This window comes from Aliisedimentitalea scapharcae, from assembly GCF_045277565.1.
In the GTDB taxonomy this organism is placed as follows: domain Bacteria; phylum Pseudomonadota; class Alphaproteobacteria; order Rhodobacterales; family Rhodobacteraceae; genus Aliisedimentitalea; species Aliisedimentitalea scapharcae.
In genome coordinates this window covers 247,652-273,846 of sequence record NZ_CP123584.1, presented here as the reverse complement: position 1 = coordinate 273,846, position 26,195 = coordinate 247,652, and the positions used below count along the sequence as shown (strand labels likewise).

The following is a 26,195-nucleotide window of genomic DNA, read 5'->3' as shown; positions in this document are numbered from 1 at the left end:
GTTTAACCGATGTCACATGAGGCCAAAACCGCCATGTTCAGAATGTCATTTGCGGTTGCGCCTGTGGAACAAATCTGGATCGGTTTGTCGATCCCGCTGAGGATCGGGCCGATCACGGTGGCGCCGCCCATTTCCTGCATCAGCTTGGTCGAAATGCTGGCCGAGTGCCGCGCGGGGACAATGAGGATGTTGGCAGGTCCAGTCAGGCGCGAGAAGGGATAGCCCGCCTGTTGATGTGCGTTCAGCGCGACATCAACGGTCATTTCGCCTTCAAATTCGAAATCAACACCACGGGCTGCAAGAACATCCGGCGCCAGGTGCATTTTCTCGGCCCGTTCCGATACCGGATATCCAAAGGTCGAGAAGCTGACAAAGGCCACGCGAGGCTCTAGGCCCATATGGCGGGCAACTGCAGCAGCCCGTTCTGCAATATTGGCCAGATCATTTTCGTCGGGCCATTCATGTACCAGGGTATCACCGATCAGAACGATTTTTCCCTTGTGCAACAGAGCTGTGACCCCAGCGGCACCGTGCGCGGCATCAGCATCAAAGACATGGCCAATCCGATCCATCACATGCGCAGATTTGCGGGTCGCGCCTGTTACCAAACCGTCGCCATGCCCGTGCGCCAGCATCAATGCCGAGAACACATGTCGATCGCGGGCGGCGAGACGGTGAATGTCCTTCTGGTCGAAGCCTTTGCGCTGAAGGCGTTTATACAGGAAGCTCTTGTACACATCCAAATGCTGGGTGTTGGCTGCGTTGATAACCTCCAGCTCACGTACCGCATCCGCCAGACCTGCGGCTTCAAGCTTCTGCTTCACCTCGTCGGCGCGACCAACAACCATTGCCTTGCCAAAGCCGGAGCGTTGATAAGTCACAGCCGCACGCAACACACGAGGATCGTCACCTTCGGCAAAGATCATACGGCGTTGGGCTGACCGGGCACGGGCGTTTAGACCGCGCAGGATGCTCGCGGTCGGGTCCATGCGGGATTTCAGACTCAGCTCATAGGCGTCCATGTCAATGATCGGACGCCGCGCAGCCCCTGTATCCATCCCGGCCCTGGCCACAGCTGGTGGGATCCGGTGGATCAGGCGCGGGTCGAACGGCGTCGGGATGATGTAGTCACGACCAAAGGTCAGCGATTTGCCATAGGCCATGGCCACTTCGTCCGGCACATCCTCGCGCGCGAGGTTGGCCAACGCATGAGCACAGGCGATTTTCATTTCGTCATTAATTGCACGGGCGTGAATATCCAACGCACCGCGGAACAGATAGGGGAAGCCCAGAACGTTATTGACCTGGTTGGGATAATCCGACCGACCGGTCGCAACGATGGCATCCACGCGGACTTCATGTGCTTCTTCCGGGGTGATCTCCGGATCAGGGTTGGCCATGGCAAAGATCACCGGATTGTCAGCCATGCTTGCAACCATATCCTGGGTTACAGCGCCTTTGACAGACACACCCAGGAACACATCTGCACCCTTCATTGCGTCCTCAAGAGACCGCAATTCGGTGGTGATCGCATGGGCCGATTTCCATTGGTTCATGCCCTCTGTACGACCTTGATAGATCACGCCCTTGGTGTCGCAGACGATACAGTTTTCGTGCCGCGCGCCCATCGCTTTGAGCAGTTCGATACAGGCGATGCCCGCTGCCCCTGCCCCATTCAAGACGATTTTGACGTCTTCGATCTTTTTGCCCGAGATTTTCAACGCATTCAGCAGACCCGCGGCGCAGATCACCGCCGTGCCGTGCTGATCGTCGTGAAAGACCGGAATATCCATCTCTTCCTTGAGACGTTGTTCAATGATGAAACACTCAGGGGCCTTGATATCTTCGAGATTGATGCCACCAAAGGTTGGCCCCATCAGACGCACGGCATTGCAGAATTCATCCGGGTCTTCTGTATCCAGCTCAATGTCGATCGAATTCACATCAGCAAAGCGTTTGAAGAGAACGGATTTCCCTTCCATAACCGGCTTGGACCCCAGCGCACCCAGATTGCCCAGACCCAAAACCGCTGTCCCGTTGGAAATCACCGCAACAAGATTACCTTTGTTGGTGTAATCATACGCGGTTTCCGGGTTTTCAGCGATCGCCTCGCACGGAACAGCCACACCTGGGGAATAGGCCAGCGACAGGTCGCGCTGTGTGGTCATCGGAACCGTTGCCTGCACCTCCCATTTTCCGGGGGTCGGGTCGAGGTGAAAGGCCAGCGCCTCTTCGTTGGTGATCTTCGCTTTTGGCATGGGATGTGTCGTTCTTCTGCAAACTCGGGCTTTTTGCCTAATACCCCAGTGAACGCTGGGTCACAATCACAATACGTTTTGGCCTTTCGCCGCAGGCAGGGGATTTGTAAGGTCGCGCCGATCAGCACAGCGGAGAATAGTCCTTTGTCAACAGTCACGCCGATGATGGCACAATATCTCGACATCAAGGCGCAATATCCGGACGCATTGCTGTTCTACCGGATGGGCGATTTTTACGAGATGTTTTTTGATGACGCGGTGAATGCCGCCGAGGCGTTGGACATTGCGCTGACCAAACGCGGCAAGCACGAAGGCGAAGACATCCCGATGTGCGGCGTTCCCGTACATGCCGCTAACGGGTATCTGCTGACCCTGATCCGCAAAGGGTTCCGTGTGGCCGTTGGCGAACAGTTGGAAAGCCCCGCCGAAGCCAAAAAACGCGGGTACAAGGCTGTCGTGAAGCGCGACGTAGTACGCCTGGTCACGCCTGGTACCTTGACCGAAGACGCACTGCTGGATGCCCGCCGGCACAATTTCCTTGTTGCCTATTCCGAACTGCGCGCCGGTGCTGCGTTGGCCTGGGCGGATATCTCGACCGGCGCGTTTCACGTGATGCCCGTGGCCCCTGTCCGGCTGAGTCCGGAACTGGCACGGTTGGCCCCATCCGAACTTTTGGTCCTGGACGAGCCAGTATATCAGAGACTTCGCCCTCTGGCCGACGAACACAAGGTCCCCTTGACCCCATTGGGTAAATCGAGCTTTGACAGCGTCTCCGCCGAAACTCGGCTGTGTGAGTTGTTCAAGGTCGGGTCGCTCGAAGGGTTCGGTTCGTTCAACCGGGCGGAACTTTCGGCGATGGGCGCGCTGGTTGACTATTTGGAAATCACCCAAAAAGGCAAACTTCCCCTGCTGCAACCACCGCAGCAGGAGTCCGAAGATCGCGTTGTTCAGATCGACGCTGCCACCCGGCGCAATCTGGAATTGACCCGGTCGTTGTCAGGGGAAAAATTCGGCTCACTTCTGTCGGTGGTGGACCGCACCGTTACCCCCAGCGGAGCCCGCCTTTTGGAACAACGCATGTCCAGCCCATCGCGTAATCTGGATGTCATCCACGCGCGACTGGCTGCATTGGATTTCTGCGTCGATCAATCCGCACATTCGGCGCAATTGCGGGATGCCCTACGCAAAACCCCTGATCTGGACCGTGCCCTGTCCCGGCTCGCCTTGGACCGGGCCGGACCCCGTGATTTGGCCGCGATCCGCAATGCCCTGACACAGGCCGAAGCTATCGCCGCCACCTGTGATGATATGGAGTTGCCAGCTCTGATCGCCCAGGCCACCAGCGACCTGCAAGGGTTTGACGAATTGCTGGAGCTGCTGGATGCCGCGCTGGTCGCTGAACCTCCACTAATGACGCGCGATGGTGGATTCATCGCGCCTGGATATGACAGCGAATTGGACGAGGCCCGAACCCTGCGCGACGAAGGCCGGTCGGTGATTGCCAGCTTTCAACAAAAGTATGCTGAACACACAGGCATTACCTCACTCAAGATCAAGCACAACAATGTGCTTGGCTACTTCATCGAAACCACCGCCACCCATGCCGCCAAAATGTTGGGCGAACCGCTGAACGAAACCTATATTCATCGTCAGACCACCGCCAATCAGGTGCGGTTTACGACAGTCGAACTCAGCGAGATTGAAACCAAGATCCTGAATGCCGGCAATCTGGCGCTGGAGATAGAAAAGCGACTCTATTCCATGCTTTCGGGTGCCATTCTGGAGCAATCCGCGCGCCTAAACCTTGCTGCGCGGGGTCTGGCAGAGCTCGACCTGCTCACCGCATTGGCAGATATAGCAAACGGGGAAAACTGGTGCCGTCCCAGAATTGACGATACCCGCGCCTTCAATGTCATCGGTGGTCGTCACCCAGTGGTAGAGCGCGCGTTGCGGCAACAGGCTGGCGAATCGTTTGTGGCCAATGACTGTGATCTGACAGCGCAAGACGGTGCTGCAATATGGTTGCTGACCGGTCCCAACATGGCCGGTAAATCAACCTTCCTGCGCCAAAATGCTCTCATTGCTTTGCTTGCGCAAATGGGCAGCTATGTTCCGGCCGAAGACGCCCATATCGGAGTTGTCAGCCAATTGTTCAGCCGCGTGGGTGCCTCGGATGATCTGGCACGTGGCCGGTCGACATTCATGGTAGAAATGGTGGAAACCGCCGCGATCCTCAACCAGGCGGACGACCGCGCCTTGGTGATCTTGGACGAAATCGGTCGCGGCACCGCCACCTACGACGGGTTGTCCATCGCCTGGGCCACGCTCGAACATCTTCACGAATCCAACCAGTCCCGCGCGCTGTTTGCCACCCATTATCACGAGCTCACTCAGCTGGCCAATAAACTGCCCGGTGTCGACAATGCGACCGTCACCGTCAAGGAATGGGAAGGCGAGGTGATCTTCCTGCACGAGGTTCGCAAGGGTGCTGCCGACCGATCATATGGGGTACAGGTCGCCCAGCTCGCCGGCCTACCACCCAGCGTCGTTGCCCGCGCGCGCGACGTGCTGGACATGTTGGAACAAAGCAGCCGCGAAGGCACCGGTGGACAGGTTCGGATTGACGACCTGCCGCTGTTTGCCGCCGCACCTCCGACGCAACCTGCCGCCCCAAAAGGTCCTTCGCCCGTAGAAACTCTTCTGGAAGAGATCCATCCCGATCACCTGTCCCCGCGCGAGGCGCTGGAAATTCTCTACAAGCTGAAAGAAACCGCCAGCAAATAACAAAACAGGGGCCCGGCCTGGTGCCTGCCCCTGCTTCTTTCTGGTTAAAAATACTTTCGCCGAAGGCACGCACTCGCCGGATGCGTTGAACTTAACCTGGGTTGGAAGACACTCCAACCTGGGCCGGGCGCAGCAACCGATCATGCAACATAAAGCCTTCAGCCGACACCTGAATGATGTCGCCAGCTTTTGTCCCAGGAAGCGGCGCTTCGAACATCGCTTCGTGGAACTGCGGGTCAAAGCGATCACCGACCTCAGGCGTGATCACCTGAACGCCGTGCTTGCCGAACACATCGCGCAACGCCCGCATGGTCAGTTCGATGCCTTCGATCAGGGCACCTGACACTTCGCGCTGTTCATCAGTTGCAGTTTCCAACGCGCGTTTCATGTTGTCATAAACCGGCAGCATGTCCCGGGCCAACTTTGATCCGCCGTACTGCTCGGCATCACGCCGTGCCTTGTCACCGCGTTTACGGGAATTTTCCGCATCCGCCAATGCACGCATGAAACGGTCTTTGAATTCGTCCCGTTCGGCCTTTAGCGATTCCAGCTCCAACTCTGCCTCGTCAATCTCGGCAAACTCTTCAGCCAGCTCTTCGGCTTCTGCAGTATCGATATCGTCCAGAAACTCTTCAGTCTTGGGCTCTGCCATCTTTCACCTCTAACTCCGATCGGAAAGCAGCTTTCCAACCAGTTGCGCCGTGTAGTCCACAATCGGCACGATCCGTCCATAATTCAGGCGAGTCGGCCCAATCACGCCGACAGCACCAATGATCTTTCGGTCAGAGTTCATATAGGGAGACACCACCAAAGAGGAACCCGAAAGTGAGAAAAGTTTGTTCTCTGAGCCGATAAAAATGCGCACGCCCTCGCCGTCTTCGGTCAGTTCCAGAAATTCTGCGATATCGCGCTTGCGTTCCAGGTCGTCAAACAGCACACGGATGCGGTCCAGCTCTTCGGATTTTTCCCCATCCCCCAGCAGATTCGCCCTCCCCCGAACGATCAACCGTGCCTGATCATCCCCCTGACTATCCCAGGCCGCAAACCCACTTTCGATCAGATCCTGGGCCAGAACGTCGATTTCCTGACGACGATCCGCGATCTCACGTCGCATCAAGCCAGAAACTTCGCTCAACGTTTTTCCTTCGATCTGAGCATTCAGAAAGTTGGCCGCCTCGCGCATTGAACTGGGCGTTTGACCTGCAGGCGGGGTGAATACCCGGTTTTCAACGTGGCCATCCGAAAACACCAGAACAACCAATGCACGATCCTGGGCCAGGGACACAAATTCGATATGTCGAATTTCGGCCTCGTGTTTGGGCGTCAGGACCAAAGACGCCCCTTGCGTGACACCTGACAGCGCCGCCCCTACCCGATCCAGCATAGACCCAACATCGGCAGTGTTGGACCCTAGGGTAGCGTTAATCTTTTGCCTGTCCGAGGCTCTCAGATCTTCAACCTCCAACAGCCCGTCCACAAACATCCGCAACCCCATCTGGGTCGGAATGCGCCCGGCGCTGACATGCGGGCTGTCGAGCAACCCCAGATACTCCAGATCCTGCATTACATTGCGAATTGTCGCTGCGCTGACCTTTTCGCTCAGGCTCCGCGTCAGCGTTCGGCTGCCAACCGGGTCACCGGTTTCGAGATAGGACTCAACAACCGTGCGAAAAACCTCGCGCGATCTGTCATTCATATCATCCAGAATTTTGTTCGCGTCGCCCATTGCCATCACTTTTATCTGCTCCGCCATTAAAGAGCAGCAGCACCAAAGGTCAATCGGGGTTGCGCTCAACAGCCCCCCGCAGGTATCCCCGATCCCAAGAAACAAAGGATATCCCATGCGACCCTCTGGAAGACAGTTGAACCAAATGCGCCCCGTTTCCATCGAAACCGGGTTTACCAAACACGCCGAAGGGTCCTGCCTGATCAAAGTAGGCGAAACCCACGTGCTGTGCACTGCCACGATCGAAGAGCGCGTTCCGCCGTTCATCAAAGGGTCTGGCCTGGGCTGGGTCACCGCCGAATACGGCATGTTGCCCCGCGCGACCAACACCCGGATGCGCCGCGAGGCAGCCTCGGGGAAACAAGGCGGCCGAACCGTCGAAATCCAGCGCCTGATTGGCCGCGCCCTGCGCGCCGGTGTTGACCGGGTTGCACTGGGAGAACGTCAGATCACCATCGACTGTGACGTACTTCAGGCAGACGGCGGCACGCGTTGTGCATCAATCACCGGTGGTTGGGTCGCGCTGCGTCTGGCGGTCAACAAACTGATGAAAGCGGGCGACGTCATCATGGATCCACTGGTTGATCCTGTTGCCGCCGTGTCCTGTGGCATTTACGCGGGTCAGCCTGTTTTGGATCTGGATTACCCCGAAGATTCGGAGGCCGGCGTTGACGGTAACTTCATCATGACCGGATCGGGCAAACTGATCGAAGTGCAAATGAGCGCCGAGGGTTCGGTATTCAGCCGCGATCAGATGAATGAACTGATGGATTTGGCCACTGCTGGCACTGCCGAATTGGCCGAAATACAAAAGGCCGCATGCGCATGACACGCAAGTTTGAGGGCGACAAGTTACTTGTCGCCACCCACAACGCCGGAAAGTTGGCAGAGATTACCGAAATTCTAGCACCCTTTGGGGTTTCGGTCATCGGTGCCGGCGATATGGACTTGCCCGAACCCGAAGAAACCGAAGATTCATTTGTCGGGAACGCCCGGATCAAGGCCCATGCCGCGGCCAAGGCGACCGGCCTGCCGGCTCTTTCTGATGACTCGGGCATCACCATAGATGCGCTGGGTGGGGCCCCTGGCGTGAATACCGCTGATTGGGCCGAGACCCCAAATGGCCGTGACTTCATGCTGGCAATGACACGGGCCAATGATGAGTTGAATACAGCCAAGGCCACCGCCCCACGCACTGCGCAGTTTCGTTGTACATTGGTCATCGCCTGGCCCGACGGACACGACGAAGTGTTCGAAGGCGTCATGCCCGGTCAACTGATCTGGCCCATTCGCGGCGAAAACGGATTTGGCTATGATCCGATGTTTCAACCAGACGGATTAGACATTACATGTGCCCAGATGGATCCCGCTGAAAAACACAAGATCAGCCATCGGGGCAAGGCCGTCACCAAATTCATTCAGGGCTGTTTCAGTGGATGATTGGCGCAACGGCGGATTTGGCCTGTATATCCACTGGCCATTCTGCCAAGCCAAATGCCCCTATTGTGATTTCAACAGCCATGTGTCGTCCAAAATAGACCAAAAAGCCTGGGTTAGAGCCTATATTCACGAGTTGGAGAGATACCGAAATCTGCTCCCCGGCCGTGTTCTGAACGCCATATTCTTTGGGGGTGGCACTCCCAGCCTGATGCATCCCGATACCGTTGCCGCAGTAATCGAAACTGCCCGCGATATCTGGCCATTTGCCAATGACATCGAAATCACACTCGAAGCCAATCCCGGTTCCGTCGAAGCAGAGCGGTTTTCGTGGTACAGGGATGCCGGTGTCAATCGAATCTCCATGGGGATCCAGGCGCTGAATGACCGGGACTTGCGACGCCTTGGACGTATACATTCGGTGGACGAAGCCAAAGCCGCATTCGACGTAGCCCGATCATGCTTTGATCGAGTCAGCTTTGACTTGATCTATGCCCGACAGGATCAAACCACCTCAGAGTGGGAAACAGAGCTGACTCAGGCTCTGGACATGGCAATAGACCACTTGTCCCTCTACCAGTTGACGATTGAAGAAGGCACGGCGTTCGGGGATCGCTATGCCCGGGGTAAACTACGTGATCTGCCAACTGATGACACAGCAGCAGACATGTACCAGGTCACGCAACAAATTTGCGCCGACCGCGGTATGCCTGCTTATGAGGTATCCAACCATGCTGTTCCAGGGGCGCAATCCCGTCATAATCTGATCTATTGGCGCTATGGTGACTACGTGGGAATTGGCCCTGGAGCCCATGGGCGTCTCACGCTGAAGGGACAAAAGTTTGCCACTGAAACCCATCTTTCGCCGGGAAGATGGCTGTCAGACGTATCCGCCGGGTCAGGAGAATTGCCTCACAACATGCTAACGTCCCGTGACGCAGCGCAAGAGTTCTTGATGATGGGCATTCGATTGACCGAAGGTTTGGATGTGGAAAGATATCAGAGATTGTCTGGCTCCCCTTTACCTGAGGAAAATCTGACATATCTCGAAGACTTGGGCATGATCGAACGATCGGGGTCTTGCCTCAAGGCGACGCTACAGGGTCGCTCGTTGTTGAATGCGGTCATCCGCGAATTGTTATCGGATTAACACATGCGTTTTGTATACGCCGGTTTGGGTCTATTGTGTGTCGCTCTGGCCGTTATTGGAATTGTCCTCCCCCTTCTACCGACTGTTCCCTTCCTGCTTTTGGCTGCATTCCTTTTTGCCAATTCATCAGACCGCTTGCACAACTGGATCCTTGAGCACAATATTTTTGGCCCTCTGATCGAAGACTGGCGCAGTTCAGGATCCATCCGACCCGGTGCAAAAAAGGCGGCGACCGTATCGATCGCCGCCGTCTTTGCATTGTCCCTCATACTCGGTGTACCGACCTATGTTGTCGTAATCCAAGCAGTTGTTCTAGGATGTGTTCTGGTCTTCATATGGTCTCGCCCTAACGGCTGAGAATTCCACAAAGTTCATCCAGTTGGTCCAATGTCTCGTATGAGATCGTAACAGTGCCCGCTTCTGTTCCAGTCTTGTGGTCTATGGATACCTGCATCTTTAACCAAGATGACAAATCCGCCTCCAAAGCTTTGGTATCGGCGTCTTTTTCCGAAGCAGGTCGCTGTGCCGGCTTGGATGACTTTGGCCTGTCACCGCCAGCTTCCTTACGCACCATCGCCTCGGTCGCCCGAACGGACATTCCATTTTTCACAACCTTTTTCGCCAGGACTGTCGGATTTTCCGACGTTATCAACGCCCGTGCATGGCCAGCTGACAAATCCCGGCGCTGTACCATTTCCTGAACGTCTTCTGGCAGTTGCAACAAACGCATCAAATTTGCGATGTGGCTGCGGCTTTTTCCCAAAGCCTCCGCAAGTCGCTCCTGGGTATGTCCGAATTTTTCCATCAGCTGTTTGTACCCTGCAGCCTCTTCGACCGCATTCAAGTCCGCGCGCTGAATGTTTTCAATAATGGCCACTTCCAGGACTTCGAGATCGCTATAGTCACGAACCAACACCGGGACTTCATGCAGCTGCGCAGCCTGGGACGCCCGCCATCGGCGTTCACCCGCAACAATTTCATACATCCCACCTTCGACGGGGCGCACGATTAGAGGTTGAATAACCCCTTTTTCTTTTACTGACGCCGTCAGGTCATCCAGATCTTGCTGATCAAACCGACGTCTCGGTTGGTCCGGATTGGCAATTACCTTTTCGATCGGAACCATCATGTCCGGCTGTCGGTTGGATGGTACGTTGTTTTCCTCGGTCACCGGGTTCACATCTGCCATCAGAGCAGACAGCCCGCGGCCCAACCCCCTTGGTTTACCCTTTGTATGATCTGCCATGCTCGATCTCCCAGTTTTCAGGCTGCCAGCTTATTATGGTTGGACAGCAATTCTTTTGCCAAAGCACGATACGCCGTCGCACCTTGGGAATTTGTATCATAGCTCAGAACAGGAACCGCATAGGATGGTGCCTCGCTTACACGCACATTCCGGGGGATAACGGTTTTGAATACCAGATCTCCTAGGTTGTCCCGCGCATCTTTCTCAACATGTTGGGATAGATTATTCCGGCGATCGAACATTGTCATGATCACCCCTTCGATCCTAAGTCCCGCATTCGCTGTTTGCCGGACCTCGCGTATGGTCAACATCAGCTGTGACAGACCTTCGAGTGCAAAAAACTCACTTTGAAGCGGCACCAATACAGAATGGGCCGCAACCATTGCATTTACTGTCAAAAGGTTCAGTGACGGCGGACAGTCAATCAGAACATAGTCCCAACCAAATTTGTCCATGGCGGTTTGGCGCAATGCATCATGCAGCAAAAAGCTACGTTTTTCGTTCGACATCAGTTCGATGTCGGCAGAACTCAGGTCCACGGTCGCTGGAATGATGTACAACCCGTCAAAGCTGGATTTTTGGATTACGTCGTCCAAAGGTGCGTCATCCATCAAAAGATCATAGGTTGTCAGCTCACGGTCAACCGCTTCGACCCCCAAACCGGTCGAGGCATTACCTTGGGGGTCAAGGTCAACCACCAGAACGCGCATACCCTGCTCTACCAGAGCCGCAGCAAGATTGATTGCTGTTGTGGTTTTGCCAACGCCCCCTTTTTGGTTTGCAACGGCCATAATGCGAGGCCCTTCAGGGCGCGAAAGATCAGACACGCGTCACTCCTTTGATCTTCAATATTGAAGCGTTGGGTTCTGTAATGCTTTTAATCACTTCTATGTCAAAGGACCATTTCAGACGTGCGTCTTCCACCTCTTTTTCCCATGTGATACCTTTTGGAAACAAGGCGGTACCGTCTGGTTTTAGATGTTTTTCCGAAAACTCCAGGAGCTTCGCAAGATCGGCCAAAGCGCGAGCTGACAAAATGTCGGCACATTGGGGTTCAACCTGTTCAATGCGTTTGCTGAGCACTGTACAAGTTGCTTGGCATTCTCTGGCCGCATTCCGAAGAAATGCGGCCTTTCGTTGATCGCTTTCAATCAAGGTAACAGTTAGATCTGGAAATTCTGTAGACGCAAAAATGGCCGCAATCAGCCCCGGAAACCCCCCGCCACTTCCCAAATCAACCCATTTCCCCTTTGGGTTCAACGTTCGGATAACCTGAGTGGAATCAACAATGTGCCGTGACCACAGGTTGTCCAAGCTACTTTTTGAAACCAAGTTTATCTTTGGGTTCCATTTTCTAACCAAAGCCTCGAACTGCTTCAGTTTTTCGATTGTTTCACGTGAAACATCTAGGTCATACATAGCTTGTTCTTGCGTCACGCGGTAGACCTCTCACCCGATCTCTTGATTACGGCAAGTACTAGCGCCAAAGCCGCTGGCGTCATGCCATCAATACGCGCAGCCTGGGAGAGGCTTGACGGTCGTGCCTGCGCGAGTTTGAATTTAAGCTCGTTTGACAATCCGCTGATTGATGAGAATTCAAAATCAATTGGAATCTTCACATTCTCGTCTTTTTTCAAGGCTTCGATTTCCCGCATTTGCCGGGAGATATAGTTTGCATACAGAGCGTCCCGCTCTACTTGCCGGCGTGTTTCTGCGTCGACCGGCCCCAACTCGGGCAGCAGGTGCAAAATATCCTCAAAAACCACGTCAGGAAAAGCAAGGATCTCCATACCTGTTCTTCGATTACCGTCTTGATTGACCCGAATTCCGGCACCTGAAATTTGCTTTGGTGTAAAGCGGTCAGTTTCGAGCACAGTCTTGGCTTTCTCGATCTTATCCATCTTCAGATGGAAAATTTTCAAACGCTCTGGGCTAACACAGCCCATTCTCTCCGCCAGTGGCGTCAGCCTTTGATCAGCATTATCAGCCCGCAGCGACAATCTGAATTCAGCCCGAGATGTAAACATGCGATAGGGTTCGGCCACTCCGTTTGTTGTCAGATCATCAATCATCACACCAATGTAACTATTTGATCTACTAAACTGAACTGGGTCCTGTTCCAAACACGCGAGCGCCGCATTCAATCCTGCAACCATTCCCTGAGCTGCAGCTTCTTCATATCCCGTTGTCCCGTTGACCTGTCCAGCGAGATATAAATTCGGAACATCCTTGAGCGCCAACTCCAGTGTCAGCGTTCTAGGATCAATATAGTCATATTCGATCGCATACCCAGGTTGCAGAATGACGGTGTTCTCCAAGCCTTTGATAGACCGGACGTATTCCATCTGAATATCTTCTGGCAAAGATGTCGAAATTCCATTCGGATAGACCGTGTGATCATCAATTCCTTCCGGCTCCAGAAATACTTGGTGCGAGGACTTTTCAGAAAATCTAACGATCTTGTCTTCAATGGATGGGCAATATCTGGGTCCCACGCCATCTATGTGCCCGCCGTACATTGCCGACCTGGACAGATTTTTTTCAATAATTTCATGCGTATGCGCATTTGTATGCGTAATCCCACATGATATTTGGCGGGCGTGTACCTGTCGGGTAAGAAACGAAAAAAATGTCGGGTCGTCATCCCCGGGTTGCATATCCAACCCCGACCAATCAATCGTTCGCCCATCCAACCTGGGCGGTGTACCTGTCTTCAGCCGGCCCATGGGTAACTCAAAACTATCCAGACGTTCCGCCAATTTGACAGACGGCTTGTCACCCATTCGTCCGCCTGGTCGCGAGACATCACCGATGTGGATTATACCGCGAAGAAATGTCCCGGATGTCAGAATTACCTTTTTGGCAGAAATTTCGCTGTCATCAGCCAACTGAACCCCAACGACACGGGCTCCATCCATAAGGAAGTCAGTTACTTCACCGATGACAATGTCTAAATTTGGCTGTGCAACTGTTTCCGCCAACATTGTCTTTTGATAAATATTTCGATCCGCCTGGGTTCTGGGACCTTGTACCGCGGGTCCCTTGCGACGGTTCAATAGACGAAACTGGATCCCTGCCCTGTCGGCGACCCGGGCCATAACTCCATCCAACGCATCAATTTCTCGAACCAGATGTCCTTTGCCTAGTCCGCCAATGGCAGGATTACAGGACATTACACCGATTCCTTGTCGGGTCAATGTGACCAAGGCTGTTCGTACACCCACCCGTGCGGATGCGTGGGCAGCTTCGGTCCCCGCATGCCCACCACCAATAACAATCACATCATAATTTGAATGTTTCACGTGAAACACTCCTTACTTACCTAGACAAAAACTCGAAAATATTTCGTCCAGAAGGTTTTCAACACCAACACGCCCAACCAAGAGTTCCAAAGATCGAATCGCAGATCTCAGGTCCTCTGCAGCAATATCATAGAAATCGGGCCCATCAGCCAAAACTCGTTGAGCAGAGATGAGCCTGTTCAAGGCCGAAGTCATTGCTTCTTTATGCCGCGTTCTGGTGGCGATACCCGACGTTGCACATCTCTGACCCAAAACAGCCGAAATATGATCGACCAATTTATCGATCCCTTCGCCTGTTTTTCCCGAAATTGCATCGGGCCGCCCAGGATGGATATCAGCCTTTGGTTGCAGTTTGATATCACCGGGAACAAAATCGACGTCCAAAAGGCTGTCATCATCGACCAAGAAGACCCTCAAATCAGCTGCTTCCGCACGCTCCCGGGCGCGTTCGATGCCAATCCCTTCGACGTGATCGTCAGTCTCACGCAAACCGGCAGTGTCAAGTAAGGTTACCGGCAAGCCACCCAAATCCATTCGGACTTCGATGACATCACGCGTTGTTCCGGCGAACTCCGAGGTAATTGCCGCTTGTCGCCCTGCCAAAGCATTCAACAGTGTTGATTTTCCGACATTTGGCGCACCTACGATCGCAACTTCAAACCCGCTTCTAATACGTTCCGAAATTGTAACACCTTCAACCTCACGGGCCAAATCTGACTGAACTCCGGTCAACAGCGCAGAAACCTCGGGAGTTACATCGACAGGAACTTCTTCATCCGCAAAATCGATTGTGACCTCGATCAAGGATGCGGCCCGGATCAGGTCGCGGCGCCACCGCTCCGCCAACTGTCCCAATTCGCCAGCCAGAACCTGCTGGGCTTGCTTTCGTTGCGCTTCGGTTTCTGCATCAATCAGATCCGCCAGACCTTCGACCTGCGTAAGGTCTAGTTTCCCATTCTCCAATGCCCGGCGCGTAAATTCCCCAGGTTCAGCCATACGTGCGTCAGGTTGGGTTTCAAGTTCGCGCAACACTGAGGCAATAACAGCCATGCTGCCGTGAATTTGAAATTCAGCGACATCTTCCCCGGTAAAGCTGCGTGGGGCCGAAAAGGTCAGAACCAGCGCTTCGTCCAATGGCAACCCGTTCGGGTCCCGTAGAACCCGCAATGTGGTACCCTGGCTGGGTAGATCTCCACCCATTCGTCCTGCTACCACATGTGCGGACGGGCCGGAGATCCGGATAACCGCAACCCCCGCCTTGCCCTGGGCGCTGGCCAACGCAAAGATCGTGTCCATGTAACGACCCTTTCAGAAACGTTGTATCAGGTCAGGTGTTCATCGAGTCAAAGAAGTCAGAATTTGATTTGGTCTGCTTCAGCTTGGACAACAGGAATTCGATGGCATCTGTTGTGCCCATCGGATTCAAAATCCGACGCAAAACATAAGTTTTGGCCAAATCGCCCTTGTCGACCAACAGATCCTCTTTCCGTGTACCAGACTTCAGAATGTCTATGGCCGGGAACACACGCTTGTCTGCGATCTTGCGGTCCAGAACGATTTCCGAGTTACCGGTGCCCTTGAATTCTTCAAAAATCACTTCGTCCATACGCGATCCAGTATCGATCAGCGCTGTTGCGATAATGGTCAGCGACCCACCCTCTTCGATGTTCCGGGCGGCACCAAAGAAGCGTTTGGGGCGTTGCAGGGCGTTTGCATCAACACCACCTGTCAGAACTTTACCTGACGACGGCACCACAGTATTGAACGCCCTACCAAGTCTTGTGATGGAATCGAGAAGAATAACAACATCTCGTTTATGTTCGACCAAGCGTTTGGCTTTTTCAATGACCATTTCGGATACGGCCACGTGGCGAGTCGCCGGTTCGTCAAAGGTCGAGGATACAACTTCACCTTTTACGGACCGCTGCATGTCAGTGACTTCTTCAGGACGTTCGTCGATCAGAAGCACAATCAAATAGCATTCGGGATGATTTTTCTCGATAGAATGCGCGATATTCTGCAAAATCACTGTCTTGCCTGTACGCGGCGGTGCCACGATCAAAGACCGTTGACCTTTACCAATTGGCGCAACCAGATCAATGACGCGCGCCGAACGATCCTTAGTCGCCGGATCGGCCGTTTCCATGTTGAGCCGTTCATCTGGATAAAGTGGTGTCAGGTTATCAAAGGCAACCTTGTGACGGGCTTTTTCCGGCTCTTCAAAATTGATCAATGTGACCTTGGTAATGGCAAAATAGCGCTCTTGGTCATTGGGGGCCTGAATAACCCCCTCTACGGTGTCTCCTGTACGCAGAGAGTGCTGACGGATGACGTCGGGCGACACGTAAATGTCGTCTGGACCTGGCAAATAGTTCGCCTCAGGAGAGCGTAGGAATCCAAAACCGTCCTGAAGAACTTCGAGCACACCATCACCCGAAATTTCCCATCCCTCATCCGCGCGTTCGCGCAGGATTTGAAACATCATTTCGCCTTTGCGCATGGTAGACGCGTTTTCGATCTCCAGCTCTTCAGCCATGGACAACAGGTCCTTGGGGCTTTTGATTTTGAGATCAGCGAGATTCAAGGTTTCGACGGTCATGGATATACAGCCTCTGAACACCGGGTGTTCCGGTGCGGGGTCACAATAAGATAGGAAAACGCACAACCCGGACGGGCCTGCTTTGAGCGGTTACATAAACACTTGACCGAGGTGAGTCAAACGATGCGTCAGAACTTGAGAATAACCGACAGAACGATGATCACCATCAGAACTGTCGGAACCTCGTTCATCATCCGATAATGTCGCCCTGTCAACGTGTTGGTGCCCGCGACCAATAGTTTGTGGCGCGTGACCAGCCAGTGATGGAACCCGGTCATGGCGATCACCGACGCGCCCTTGGTCCAGGGCCAGACATAGCTCCAATCAACGATCCCCGGAGTAAACACGATGATCAACCCGGCGATCCAGGTCACAATCATGGCTGGGCGCATGATTACCCGCAACAGCTTGTCTTCCATCATATTGAAGATCGGGAGGGAATCCTGGACCTTCTCTGCCTGTTCAACATGGTACACAAATAGTCTGGGAAGATAGAACAATCCAGCCATCCAGCTGAGCACTGCCATGATGTGCAGGGCCTTGATCCAAGGGTACAGCGTAAAGAGCAGGTCAGCCATGTTAGTCTCGCCCGGTTTTCCCTTCTCCCTTAAATAAAAAATTAAGAAAAAAGGATGATGATTTTGTAGGACTCACGGATTTCCGTGGATAATTCAGTGATCCCTTGGCTTATCCCCATTCAGGGATGGGGAAAAGAGGGTCAGGGATTACGCGCGGGGAAAACTGGAATATTTGTTTTTATTCAGTGACTTGTGTGATTGAGAATTTGAGTGCAGCTGGGGATAAGCTGGGGATGTGAATGCACAACCCGGTTTATCCCCGATTGGAATCTTATCCCGGTCCCCAAAGGAGGAATCAGCGAACGACTCTGCGAAAGTCGCGTGTATTTCCCCCACTTGCCAGTAACCCCCGAAATCATGCTAAACCGTCCCAACTTCCTCCAGTGGTTTTCATAGGGGTTTTCCACATGTCTATCCCCCTCGTTTTGGCATCCGGATCGTCCGTTCGGGCCGAATTGCTGCGTCAGGCCAATGTTCCCTTCGAAATTCGGGTGCCCAAGGTCGACGAAGAATCCGTGAAACGGGCGCTGTTGGCTGAAAATGCAGCGCCTCGGGACATTGCTGATGCTCTTGCTGAACTGAAGGCGCGCAAAATCAGCGCCAAATACCCAGGTTCTATGGTTTTGGGTTGTGATCAGGTTCTGGATTTTCAGGGGCGGTTGCTGTCCAAACCCAATTCACCGGAACAGGCTTTGGGACAATTGTGTGAGATGCGCGGACAACGACATATGCTGTTGTCGGCCGGGGTGATCTATCGTGATGCTCAGCCAATCTGGCGGCACGTGGGCCAGGTCCGTCTGCGGATGCGCGATGCCAGCGATGCCTATCTTTCTGACTATGTGGCCCGAAATTGGGACAGCATTCGTCATGCCGTGGGAGGCTACAAGCTCGAGCAAGAGGGCGTCAGGCTCTTTAGTACCATTGACGGCGATTACTTTAACGTTTTGGGTATGCCATTATTGGAATTGCTGAACTATCTGGCAACGCAGGGGGTGATCGAGCAATGAGTGAGGCAAAAATTCCGTTGGCGGGTGTCATTGGGTCACCTGTTGCACATTCACGGTCTCCGCGTGTGCATCGGCACTGGCTGAATACCTATGGATTACAGGGGTACTACATCCCGATGGATGTGGCCTCCAAAGATCTGGAGCAAGTCATTCGAACCTTGCCGGATATGGGGTTTGTCGGTGCCAATGTGACGATCCCGCACAAAGAGGCGGTGATGTCGATTGCGGATCAAATCACCGATCGAGCAACGTTGATCGGTGCGGCGAATACGTTGATCTTTCGCCCGGATGGCAAGATCCATGCAGATAACACCGATGGCTATGGGTTTATCACCAATTTGCAACAGGGCGCACCAGATTGGGATGCCAAAGCCGGACCGGCGGTTGTGCTGGGGGCTGGTGGTGCGGCACGCGCGGTCGTTGCCTCTCTGGTCGAAGCCGGTGCGCCTGAAATTCTGTTGACGAACCGGACCCGGGGACGAGCAGAACAGTTGCGCGAAGATTTTGGTCAGCGGATCAAGGTTGTCGATTGGGTGCAGGCTGGCAATTTGTTTGAAGGTGCCAATCTGGTGGTCAATACCACATCGCTGGGCATGGTTGGAAAACCGGAACTGCGGGTGCCGCTGGATGGGCTGGAACCTGGAACTTTGGTGACAGATCTGATTTATGCTCCGTTGCAAACCCGACTTTTGCGAATTGCAGAAGAAGTTGGGTGTCAGACGGTCGATGGTCTGGGCATGTTGCTGCATCAGGCGGTTCCTGGATTCGAACGTTGGTTTGGTCAGCGTCCCGACGTCGACAACGCTACACGGGCGGCCGCACTGAGATGAGCTTTGCACTCGGACTGACGGGATCGATCGGCATGGGGAAAAGCACAACCGCTGGACTGTTCTCTGATGCGGGATGTGATGTGTGGGATGCGGATGCGGCCGTGCATCGTTTGTATGAACAGGGCGGTGCTGCAGTCTCGCCGATCAGGGATCTTTTCCCAGAAGCAGTCATTGATGGCCGCGTGTCGCGGGACGCGTTGAAGCGCATCATCGGGCAAAATCCGGACGCACTGAAACAGATAGAGTCTGTCGTGCATCCGCTGGTCGCACTGGATCGAACGCAATTCCGCGCGCTTGCAACGTCAGATATTCTGGTTTTTGACATTCCTCTGTTGTTCGAAACTGGGGGAAATGTCGCGATGGATGCCGTAGCATGTGTCTCTATTCCGGATGAATTGCAAAAAAATCGCGTTATGGATCGTGGAACGATGACCGTCGAGCAGTTTGAACACATTCGGAAAAAGCAATTGCCGAATGACGAGAAAGTGGCGCGATCCGATTATGTGATCATCACTGACACCTTGGATCATGCACGCCAACAGGTGGAGCAGATAGTTGCCAGTATCCGCGAGGGGATGGCCAATGCGTGAGATCGTACTTGATACCGAAACCACGGGATTTGATCCGGAATCCGGCGATCGCATTGTCGAAATCGGGGCATTGGAACTGTTTAACCACCTGCCAACCGGAGAAACGTTTCACGTTTATATCAACCCCGAACGGTCGATGCCGTCCGAAGCATTCCAGGTCCACGGAATCGGTCCGGATCTTTTGGAGCCTCCTCAGGCCCCTGCCCCAGGTCAGGTGACACTGCGCGATAAGCCGGTGTTTTCTGCCTTTGGGCAGAAGTTTCTGGATTTCGTCGGTGATGCAAAAATGGTGATCCATAACGCGGCATTCGACATGAAGTTCCTGAATGCCGAATTGCGGTGGCTTGGGCTGCCACAATTGCCCTGGGATCAGGCGATCGACACGTTGGCGATCGCCCGTCAGCGTTTTCCTGGATCACCTGCATCACTGGATGCCTTGTGCCGCCGGTTTCACATCGACAACTCATCCCGGACTATGCATGGCGCTTTGCTCGACTCTGAAATCCTGGCCGAAGTGTATTTGGAGCTGGTCGGTGGACGACAACCCGATTTCGGTCTGGCCACCGTTTCCAACACACCCGGATCGGCGGGAAATGACCAGTGGCGCCCGTCTGCGCGCCCAACCGCATTGCCACCGCGCCTGACTGCGGATGAACAGGCTGCGCATGATGCATTTGTCGAAAAAATGGGTGATGGCGCATTGTGGCGTCACTAAAAAACGCCGCCATGTAACAGGCGGCGTTTTCAAAAATCCCGAAAAACCGGTTTAGTTCTTGGGTGCGGCATCCGCGGCGGCCTGCTGACGGCGGGCCAGTTCATTGCGATAGATCGCCACAAAATCAATGTTGTCCAGATTCAGCGGAGGGAAGCCGCCATCGCTGGTGATGTCGGACACAATGCGACGCAGGAACGGGAACAGCATCCGCGGGCATTCGATAAGCAGGAAAGGATGCAGCTGGTCTTCGGGCACGCCAACAATGTTGAATATCCCGACATACTCGACTTCCAGGACGAACAGAACGTCGCCTTTTTCCTTGGCTTTGGATTCGACCGTCAGTTTGATCATCACTTCGTACTGGTTTTCGGTCGGACGTTTCTTGGCGTCCAGATTTACCTGTACACTGACATCGGGCTGAGCGTCGCCACCGCCACCCTTTTGGGCCATCACGTTCTCAAAGGACAGGTCGCGCACGTACTGACCCAGAACATTCATCTGAACTTGGGGGGCTTGCTGCTGTTGCTGCGGCTGTGCGCCTTCGGCTGCGTCGTTTTCGGCCATGGAACTACTCCTGAAAATCACGTTTAGCTGTGCTTATCAGCTTGATCCGCGCACCTCAACGGCGATCAGGACCTTCGACCCAACCCGAGGGGCCGGTGCGGGGACGTGGGGACGTAACGTCTTCGAATTCGCCGTCAATAATGTCGTCGTTCTGGCCTGTTGGGTTTGGCCGCGCTCCAGGATTGAACCCGTGTCCTGGCATTGGTCCGGGGCCCATCTGGAATTGGGCGACTGACACCCGGGAACGCAGATATTTGTACACCGCGACACGTACCGGAGGTACCAACAGCGCAAATCCAATGGCATCGGTAAAGAAACCGGGTGTCAACAGCAACGCACCAGAGAACAGGATCATCGCGCCATGCGCCAGTGGTTCGGTCGGATCACCCAGCTGAGAGAACGAATTGCGCAGCTGACCCATGGCCATGCGACCTTGTGTCCTGACCAACCATGTACCCAAAATTGCGGTCAGAACCACAATTCCCAGGGTCGGCCAAAGCCCAATCAAATCGCCAACCTGAATGAACAAAGCGATCTCGAGGATCGGAACCATCAGAAAGGCCAAGAAAAGATACATGTCAGTTTCCTCATCAACGTATGGCTGGGCTGTGGACTTGACCCCGCCCGTAACCTACATAAGTGCATGTGGTGCAAGTTACAAAGGCCACAGCTCCTGAAGTGGTCCAGAAGAGGTCCAAATGAATCCACCCCCCATGATCACGCTGTTGGTTTTGGCTGGCATTGCCATTTTCCTGATCCTGCGCCTCAAAAGCGTTCTGGGAACCCGTGAAGGGTTTGAAAAGCCGCCCGCACCAAAAGAGTCGCCTCGCCGTCGCCAAGAATTCGAAGTGATCGAAGGTGGTCCGGATCGTGACATTACTGACCATGTGCCCGAGGACAGCCCACAGGCCAATGACCTTGCGGCTATGAAACGGATCGAACCCGGATTTTCCGTTAGCGAATTCGTACAGGGTGCCCGAGGTGCCTATGAGATGATCGTTATGGGTTTTGAACGCGGTGACCTGGACGGATTGAAACCCTTTTTGGCCGACGTTGTGTTCCAGACCTTTGTTGACGTTGTGTCCAGCCGAGAAGATCAGGGCCTGAAAATTGAAGCCGAATTTGTAGGTGTGCGTGAAACCACAGTGTCTGACGTACATTTCGACAAGGACACCAACCTGGCCGAAGTTACCATGCGGTTCGTGGGTGAATTGACTTCGGTTGTTCGTGACCGCGGTGGTGATATTGTCGAAGGTGATCCCAAACATATCAAGCGCCAGAAAGACACTTGGACGTTTGCCCGCACCATGGGTTCGAATGATCCGAACTGGCAGTTGGTCGCAACGGACGGATGATTCATGCGCTCCGGGCAGCATGTGTGGCGGTGTCCATGATGTGCGGGGCCGGAGCACAGGGCGAAGTCACGCACCAAATCCTTGGATTTGATCAACTGGAAGGTTGGGACAAGGATGATCATGCGGCTGCGTTGCAGGCGTTTCTGAACACGTGTCCGGATCTGGATGACCCGGATTGGACCAGCCTGTGCGCGGTGGCCCAGAATCACCCTGTCGATCAGGCCAAGGCGTTCTTTGAATTGTTCTTTCGTCCGGTTCTGACCCAGGATGGCGACCCGGCGCTGTTCACTGGCTATTTTGAACCAGAGCTGGAGGGCGCTCGCAGCCCCAATGCGCGCTATCGGTATCCGATCTACCGGATGCCACCCGAAGCAAAGCGAAATAATCCCTGGCTTCCCCGCCGCGATATTCTGACCAGCGGTGTCATGGACGGTCGCGGTTTGGAAATCGCATGGGTCGATGATCCGGTTGAGCTTTTTTTCTTACAAATCCAGGGGTCTGGCAGGATCAGAATGTCCGATGGATCAACGATTCGGGTCGGATATGGCGGCGCCAACGGACATCCATATCGCTCGATCGGGGTCGAATTGGTTCGCCGTGGGATTTATAACGCCCATCAGGTCAGTGCGCAGGTCATCAAAAACTGGGTGCGTCGCAACCCGGTGGATGGCGATGACCTGTTGATGCACAACCCGTCCTATGTGTTCTTTCGCACCGTAAACCAAGTCCCTGCCAGCTCCGGCCCCCTGGGGGCGATGAATCGATCGGTGACAGCGTTGCGGACCGTTGCGGTGGATCCTAAATTCGTCCCCCTAGGGGCACCTGTCTGGTTGGAAAAGGACGGTTCGGGCAAGATGCGACGCCTGATGGTTGCGCAGGATACAGGTTCGGCTATCAAGGGCGCCCAGCGGGCTGACATCTTCTTTGGAACCGGAGACGCGGCGGGTCAAGCAGCCGGGCGGTTGCGTGATCCGGGGAGGATGGTTGTCCTGCTGCCTATTCAGCGGGCCTTTGCCCTTTTGCCGGACGAACTGCAATGACACGTCGAAAACTGACCAGCGACGAGATCAACCTTTGGCATAGGGTCGTCGAGCAGACTGAACGTATGCATCCTGGGGCGCATAGCACCCCGCAGGCGCTACCTCTGCCCAAACCGAAACCGACGAAACAGCCCCTGCCCCGGATCGAGAATTTTGAACTGGGTCGCACTGCAAAATCCAAACCGGTGAAACACGAACTGAAACCGTCGATTGCGGACAGTATGCGCGCCAGTGCGCTCCAAATGGATTTCAAATCCTTTGCCCGCATGAAACGTGGCAAGATCAAACCCGAAGCCCGGATTGACCTACATGGGATGCGTCAGGCTGAAGCTCATCCAGAGTTACGTCATTTCATCTTGTCATCACAAGCCGCCGGAAAACGATTGGTGCTGGTGATTACGGGCAAGGGCAAGCGGCGCGACGACCTTGGTCCGATTCCAACCCCATTCGGAGTATTGAAACATCAAGTGCCGCAATGGCTTTCTCTTCCACCAATGGCACAGGCTGTATTACAGGTGACACCCGCGCATATCAGCCACGGTGGCGAAGGTGCCTATTACGTCTATCTTAGACGCGGCTGATCACAATCGGCCATACTTTTTCAGTCCGAATGCCACGCCCAGAGATGTTACCAGGAAATACGCAACAAAGCCGATAAACTGGGTTTCCAGGCTGATCCCGGCGTCTATCAAAACCCCGGTAATGCCTGGCCCAATGGCCGTGCCCAGGACCATGATTGCGGTGGCTAGGGATTTTATGGCACCGATATGAGCCGTGCCATACGTTTCAGCCCAAAACGCCGCTGGGATCGTGGCATTGGCTCCGGTGGTCAGTGCCAGAAAGATAAAACCGAACATGACGGCTGTCGGTTCGGTGGCCCAGGCGAAAATCAGATAGCCGATTGTCACAGGGAGTTGGAACAGCGGCATCAACCGATGGGTTCCAACCTTGTCCAGCGCCCAACCTGCTCCGACCATCGACAGCACCGAAACTCCGGTAAAAACAGGGAACCATGCAACAAATTCCAAATGGGTCCAGCCCTTTATTTCTGCCAGGTGTACCTGGTGAAAAAAGAACGCGGTGGAACAGGCGCTTGGGCCGAGAATGGATGGCACGATGAACCAGAACAGCGGGTGCTTTAACGCTTGGGCCCTGGTCCAATGACGGTTCTCTATACCCGTGGCAGTTTGATCCGTGGCCTGATGGCGCGGGCTGCGCTCCTGTTTCAACAGGGTCATCAGGATTGGGATTCCCAGGATCGCAAGACCAGCACAAATTACCCATAACACACGCCATCCCAATATCGGCATCAGGGCAACAAACGTCACAGGCAACAGAGCTTCACCAAAAGAGAAACCCAATGTTGCAATGGCCAACGCCCTGCCCCGCGTCGCGACAAACCACCGGGCCATAGCAACCATTGCAATATGGGTGGCCATGCCCTGCCCAAAGAACCGAAGCAGGAAAATGGACCCAACCAACCCCCAGAACCATTGGTTTCCGGCCATTACCAGACAGGCCACTGCGACACCAAACAGGATCATTGTGCCAAGCGCCCGCACTCGGAACATATCGGACAATACGCCCGCCCACACCATGACAACCGCCGAAACCATGGTTCCAGCCGAATAGATGCCTCCCCATTCTCCGTGGCTCAGTCCAAATTCGGCACGAATTTCGCCAGCAAACAAAGAGATAAAAAACGTCTGTCCAAAACAGGACAAAAGCGTCAGCAACGCACCGGCCGACAGCCAGCGGGCGTTTCGGATCACAAACCCTGTGTCCGATGTCAGGTCGGCCTGCCGTGCCATATCAACGCTCACCGGCAAGGTTGTAAGGAGTGACTTCCGTTGCGGCAGAATAATGCGCCACAGCACCCGGCAACAGGCTCTCTGGGGTGATCCGATCATGCCCGACGAACTGGGCCATTTTGGTAGCTTCGTTCAGCATTTTGATCAATGTGGGCGAAGACCCGGCCACAAAATGCGAAGATTGTGCGTCATCTGAAAATTCGGTCGTATCAATGATATCAATGGGTAGATCGGAAATCGCTTCGACCGAGCTGATATTGCCCAACCGCTCCCGGCTGTGGGTACCCCTAAGCCGTTGTGAGAGGTTCAAGAGCTTGTCCTTGCGGGACACAAAAACGATAAAAGGTTGGGGCGGTTCGGCAATCCGGCTCATCTGGGTTCGAAACAGATCAACATCCAGATCGGGAGAAATCAGCACGATCCCACTTAGGAATCGAGACGACCATCCGGGATCGGCAATCTCGATCTGACGCAAGGCTTCCATCACCAATACGGACCCCATTGAATGGGCGACAATCACGATCCGTTCCGTACCGCTGCGATGGATGTCGCGCAGCAACTTCTCCAAGCCGTCCCGCGCAAACAACATGCTGTCTCCGTCATAGGCATATCCCAAAGGGCTGCCCAGGCTGGGCCATGAATAGATCATCTGCACTCCGGGCAGATCCAGATCATGGGCCAGCTGGGCTGCGCGGAATGCGGCTTCGGTTTGGGTGGTGTTGAACCCATGCACATACAATGTCGCTTCGCGGTCTCCGGCCGGGCGCCGGGTCACAGCCTGGTTTACATGGGTTCGAAATTCGGATGGTGAGGCAAACTCCCTGCTGCCGGCCAAGGCGAATTGGGTTCGCGGATCGGGATTGGTATATCCATATTCAATGCGCCCAGTTTGATGCTCCGGAGGGATGCTGACAGTGAGTTCCAGCAGGCTGAGCATTTCTGAGCGTCCAGGCCCAAAGTCTCCGCCTGTTCCATTCTCACGCGTGGTTGCGGCAAATACGGTTTTTGCGGTTCCGATTGTCAATGCCGCCGGAACCGTTTCGACAACAGACCTGTCAACACAACCAGCCAGACCCGCCAGGAGGACAATCAAACTAATAGTTAAGCGTGTCATGATCCACCTGACCCAGAATTCTGGGACAGGCTAGTCATGCGATTGCGAATGTCCAGCACAGGAACGAACGATCAGTCAAATAGACAGTT

The 26,195-nt window shown here is 54.4% G+C and carries 26 protein-coding genes; 12 read left to right on the top strand and 14 right to left on the bottom strand.

Going from position 1 to position 26,195, the window contains the following annotated elements; genetic code table 11:
* Nucleotides 1-2: 2 nt before the first annotated feature.
* Nucleotides 3-2,258 carry an NADP-dependent malic enzyme gene (locus QEZ52_RS01380; RefSeq protein WP_406647305.1) on the bottom strand — a complete coding sequence of 752 codons (2,256 nt, stop codon included), beginning with the start codon at nt 2,256-2,258 and terminating at the stop codon, nt 3-5.
* Nucleotides 2,259-2,420: 162 nt separating this feature from the next.
* On the opposite strand from QEZ52_RS01380, the gene mutS reads away from it, so the two are divergent.
* The gene (gene mutS, locus QEZ52_RS01375) at nt 2,421-5,042 is read left to right on the top strand and encodes a DNA mismatch repair protein MutS (RefSeq protein ID WP_406650603.1); all 2,622 of its coding nucleotides are present in this window, start codon (nt 2,421-2,423) and stop codon (nt 5,040-5,042) included.
* A 91-nt stretch (nt 5,043-5,133) separates the two neighbouring features.
* Here the strand turns inward: mutS and QEZ52_RS01370 are convergent, their stop codons facing one another.
* Nucleotides 5,134-5,694, bottom strand: a complete 561-nt coding sequence (locus QEZ52_RS01370; RefSeq protein ID WP_406647303.1) for a nucleotide exchange factor GrpE — start codon at nt 5,692-5,694, stop codon at nt 5,134-5,136.
* A 9-nt stretch (nt 5,695-5,703) separates the two neighbouring features.
* Nucleotides 5,704-6,768 (bottom strand): heat-inducible transcriptional repressor HrcA, encoded by a 1,065-nt coding sequence (hrcA, locus tag QEZ52_RS01365; protein WP_406647301.1) that lies wholly within the window; start codon nt 6,766-6,768, stop codon nt 5,704-5,706.
* A 115-nt stretch (nt 6,769-6,883) separates the two neighbouring features.
* Here hrcA and rph point away from each other — a divergent pair, with 115 nt between their 5' ends.
* Genes rph through QEZ52_RS01345 form a run of 4 tightly spaced genes read left to right on the top strand, consistent with a single transcriptional unit; the run spans nt 6,884 to nt 9,712 of the window.
* A complete protein-coding gene (rph, locus tag QEZ52_RS01360; protein WP_406647299.1) occupies nt 6,884-7,597 on the top strand; it encodes a ribonuclease PH in 714 nt (237 codons plus the stop codon).
* On the top strand, nt 7,594-8,208 hold the full coding sequence (gene rdgB / locus QEZ52_RS01355) for an RdgB/HAM1 family non-canonical purine NTP pyrophosphatase (protein WP_406647297.1): 615 nt from the start codon (nt 7,594-7,596) through the stop codon (nt 8,206-8,208). The genes rph and rdgB overlap by 4 nt, the downstream gene beginning before the upstream one ends.
* Nucleotides 8,201-9,355, top strand: a complete 1,155-nt coding sequence (gene hemW / locus QEZ52_RS01350; protein WP_406647295.1) for a radical SAM family heme chaperone HemW — start codon at nt 8,201-8,203, stop codon at nt 9,353-9,355. The genes rdgB and hemW overlap by 8 nt, the downstream gene beginning before the upstream one ends.
* Nucleotides 9,356-9,358: 3 nt before the next feature.
* Entirely contained in the window at nt 9,359-9,712 is a 354-nt protein-coding gene (locus QEZ52_RS01345) for a YbaN family protein (protein ID WP_406647292.1), read from the top strand.
* On the opposite strand, the gene QEZ52_RS01340 is transcribed toward QEZ52_RS01345, so the two are convergent.
* The 7 genes from QEZ52_RS01340 to QEZ52_RS01310 form a co-directional block, all read right to left on the bottom strand.
* Nucleotides 9,702-10,601, bottom strand: a complete 900-nt coding sequence (locus QEZ52_RS01340) for a ParB/RepB/Spo0J family partition protein (protein ID WP_406647290.1) — start codon at nt 10,599-10,601, stop codon at nt 9,702-9,704. The two genes, QEZ52_RS01345 and QEZ52_RS01340, sit on opposite strands and share 11 nt — an antisense overlap.
* Nucleotides 10,602-10,618: 17 nt before the next feature.
* Nucleotides 10,619-11,428, bottom strand: coding sequence for a ParA family protein (locus QEZ52_RS01335; RefSeq protein ID WP_406647288.1), 810 nt, complete (start codon nt 11,426-11,428; stop codon nt 10,619-10,621).
* Nucleotides 11,421-12,020 carry a 16S rRNA (guanine(527)-N(7))-methyltransferase RsmG gene (rsmG, locus tag QEZ52_RS01330; RefSeq protein WP_406647285.1) on the bottom strand — a complete coding sequence of 200 codons (600 nt, stop codon included), beginning with the start codon at nt 12,018-12,020 and terminating at the stop codon, nt 11,421-11,423. Before rsmG ends, QEZ52_RS01335 begins: the two co-directional genes overlap by 8 nt.
* A 14-nt stretch (nt 12,021-12,034) precedes the next feature.
* Nucleotides 12,035-13,903: a tRNA uridine-5-carboxymethylaminomethyl(34) synthesis enzyme MnmG gene (gene mnmG, locus QEZ52_RS01325; RefSeq protein ID WP_406647283.1), complete on the bottom strand. Its 1,869-nt coding sequence runs from the start codon at nt 13,901-13,903 to the stop codon at nt 12,035-12,037.
* Between the two features lie 12 nt (nt 13,904-13,915).
* Entirely contained in the window at nt 13,916-15,199 is a 1,284-nt protein-coding gene (mnmE, locus tag QEZ52_RS01320; protein WP_406647280.1) for a tRNA uridine-5-carboxymethylaminomethyl(34) synthesis GTPase MnmE, read from the bottom strand.
* Nucleotides 15,200-15,230: 31 nt separating this feature from the next.
* Nucleotides 15,231-16,502, bottom strand: coding sequence for a transcription termination factor Rho (rho, locus tag QEZ52_RS01315; protein ID WP_406647278.1), 1,272 nt, complete (start codon nt 16,500-16,502; stop codon nt 15,231-15,233).
* A 128-nt stretch (nt 16,503-16,630) separates the two neighbouring features.
* Nucleotides 16,631-17,080 carry a CopD family protein gene (locus tag QEZ52_RS01310; RefSeq protein WP_406647276.1) on the bottom strand — a complete coding sequence of 150 codons (450 nt, stop codon included), beginning with the start codon at nt 17,078-17,080 and terminating at the stop codon, nt 16,631-16,633.
* A gap of 407 nt (nt 17,081-17,487) precedes the next feature.
* On the opposite strand from QEZ52_RS01310, the gene QEZ52_RS01305 reads away from it, so the two are divergent.
* Genes QEZ52_RS01305 through dnaQ form a run of 4 tightly spaced genes read left to right on the top strand, consistent with a single transcriptional unit; the run spans nt 17,488 to nt 20,222 of the window.
* On the top strand, nt 17,488-18,087 hold the full coding sequence (locus QEZ52_RS01305) for a Maf family protein (RefSeq protein WP_406647274.1): 600 nt from the start codon (nt 17,488-17,490) through the stop codon (nt 18,085-18,087).
* Nucleotides 18,084-18,917, top strand: coding sequence for a shikimate dehydrogenase (locus tag QEZ52_RS01300; RefSeq protein WP_406647272.1), 834 nt, complete (start codon nt 18,084-18,086; stop codon nt 18,915-18,917). Before QEZ52_RS01305 ends, QEZ52_RS01300 begins: the two co-directional genes overlap by 4 nt.
* Nucleotides 18,914-19,507 carry a dephospho-CoA kinase gene (gene coaE / locus QEZ52_RS01295; RefSeq protein ID WP_406647270.1) on the top strand — a complete coding sequence of 198 codons (594 nt, stop codon included), beginning with the start codon at nt 18,914-18,916 and terminating at the stop codon, nt 19,505-19,507. The genes QEZ52_RS01300 and coaE overlap by 4 nt, the downstream gene beginning before the upstream one ends.
* Nucleotides 19,500-20,222, top strand: coding sequence for a DNA polymerase III subunit epsilon (gene dnaQ / locus QEZ52_RS01290; protein ID WP_406647268.1), 723 nt, complete (start codon nt 19,500-19,502; stop codon nt 20,220-20,222). The genes coaE and dnaQ overlap by 8 nt, the downstream gene beginning before the upstream one ends.
* 51 nt (nt 20,223-20,273) lie before the next feature.
* Here dnaQ and secB read toward each other — a convergent pair whose 3' ends face one another.
* Nucleotides 20,274-20,786, bottom strand: coding sequence for a protein-export chaperone SecB (gene secB, locus QEZ52_RS01285; protein WP_406647266.1), 513 nt, complete (start codon nt 20,784-20,786; stop codon nt 20,274-20,276).
* Between the two features lie 55 nt (nt 20,787-20,841).
* A complete protein-coding gene (locus QEZ52_RS01280) occupies nt 20,842-21,363 on the bottom strand; it encodes an FxsA family protein (RefSeq protein WP_406647264.1) in 522 nt (173 codons plus the stop codon).
* A 121-nt stretch (nt 21,364-21,484) separates the two neighbouring features.
* Between QEZ52_RS01280 and QEZ52_RS01275 the strand changes: the two genes are divergently transcribed.
* The 3 genes from QEZ52_RS01275 to QEZ52_RS01265 are packed head-to-tail and all read left to right on the top strand — an operon-like array spanning nt 21,485 to nt 23,762.
* On the top strand, nt 21,485-22,141 hold the full coding sequence (locus QEZ52_RS01275) for a Tim44/TimA family putative adaptor protein (protein WP_406647262.1): 657 nt from the start codon (nt 21,485-21,487) through the stop codon (nt 22,139-22,141).
* Nucleotides 22,138-23,181 (top strand): murein transglycosylase A, encoded by a 1,044-nt coding sequence (locus tag QEZ52_RS01270; protein WP_406647259.1) that lies wholly within the window; start codon nt 22,138-22,140, stop codon nt 23,179-23,181. Before QEZ52_RS01275 ends, QEZ52_RS01270 begins: the two co-directional genes overlap by 4 nt.
* On the top strand, nt 23,178-23,762 hold the full coding sequence (locus tag QEZ52_RS01265; protein ID WP_406647257.1) for a Smr/MutS family protein: 585 nt from the start codon (nt 23,178-23,180) through the stop codon (nt 23,760-23,762). The genes QEZ52_RS01270 and QEZ52_RS01265 overlap by 4 nt, the downstream gene beginning before the upstream one ends.
* Here QEZ52_RS01265 and QEZ52_RS01260 read toward each other — a convergent pair whose 3' ends face one another.
* Nucleotides 23,763-24,992, bottom strand: coding sequence for an MFS transporter (locus QEZ52_RS01260; protein WP_406647255.1), 1,230 nt, complete (start codon nt 24,990-24,992; stop codon nt 23,763-23,765). It lies immediately after the preceding gene.
* A 1-nt stretch (nt 24,993) separates the two neighbouring features.
* Nucleotides 24,994-26,106, bottom strand: a complete 1,113-nt coding sequence (locus QEZ52_RS01255; RefSeq protein ID WP_406647253.1) for an alpha/beta hydrolase — start codon at nt 26,104-26,106, stop codon at nt 24,994-24,996.
* Nucleotides 26,107-26,195: the final 89 nt, after the last annotated feature.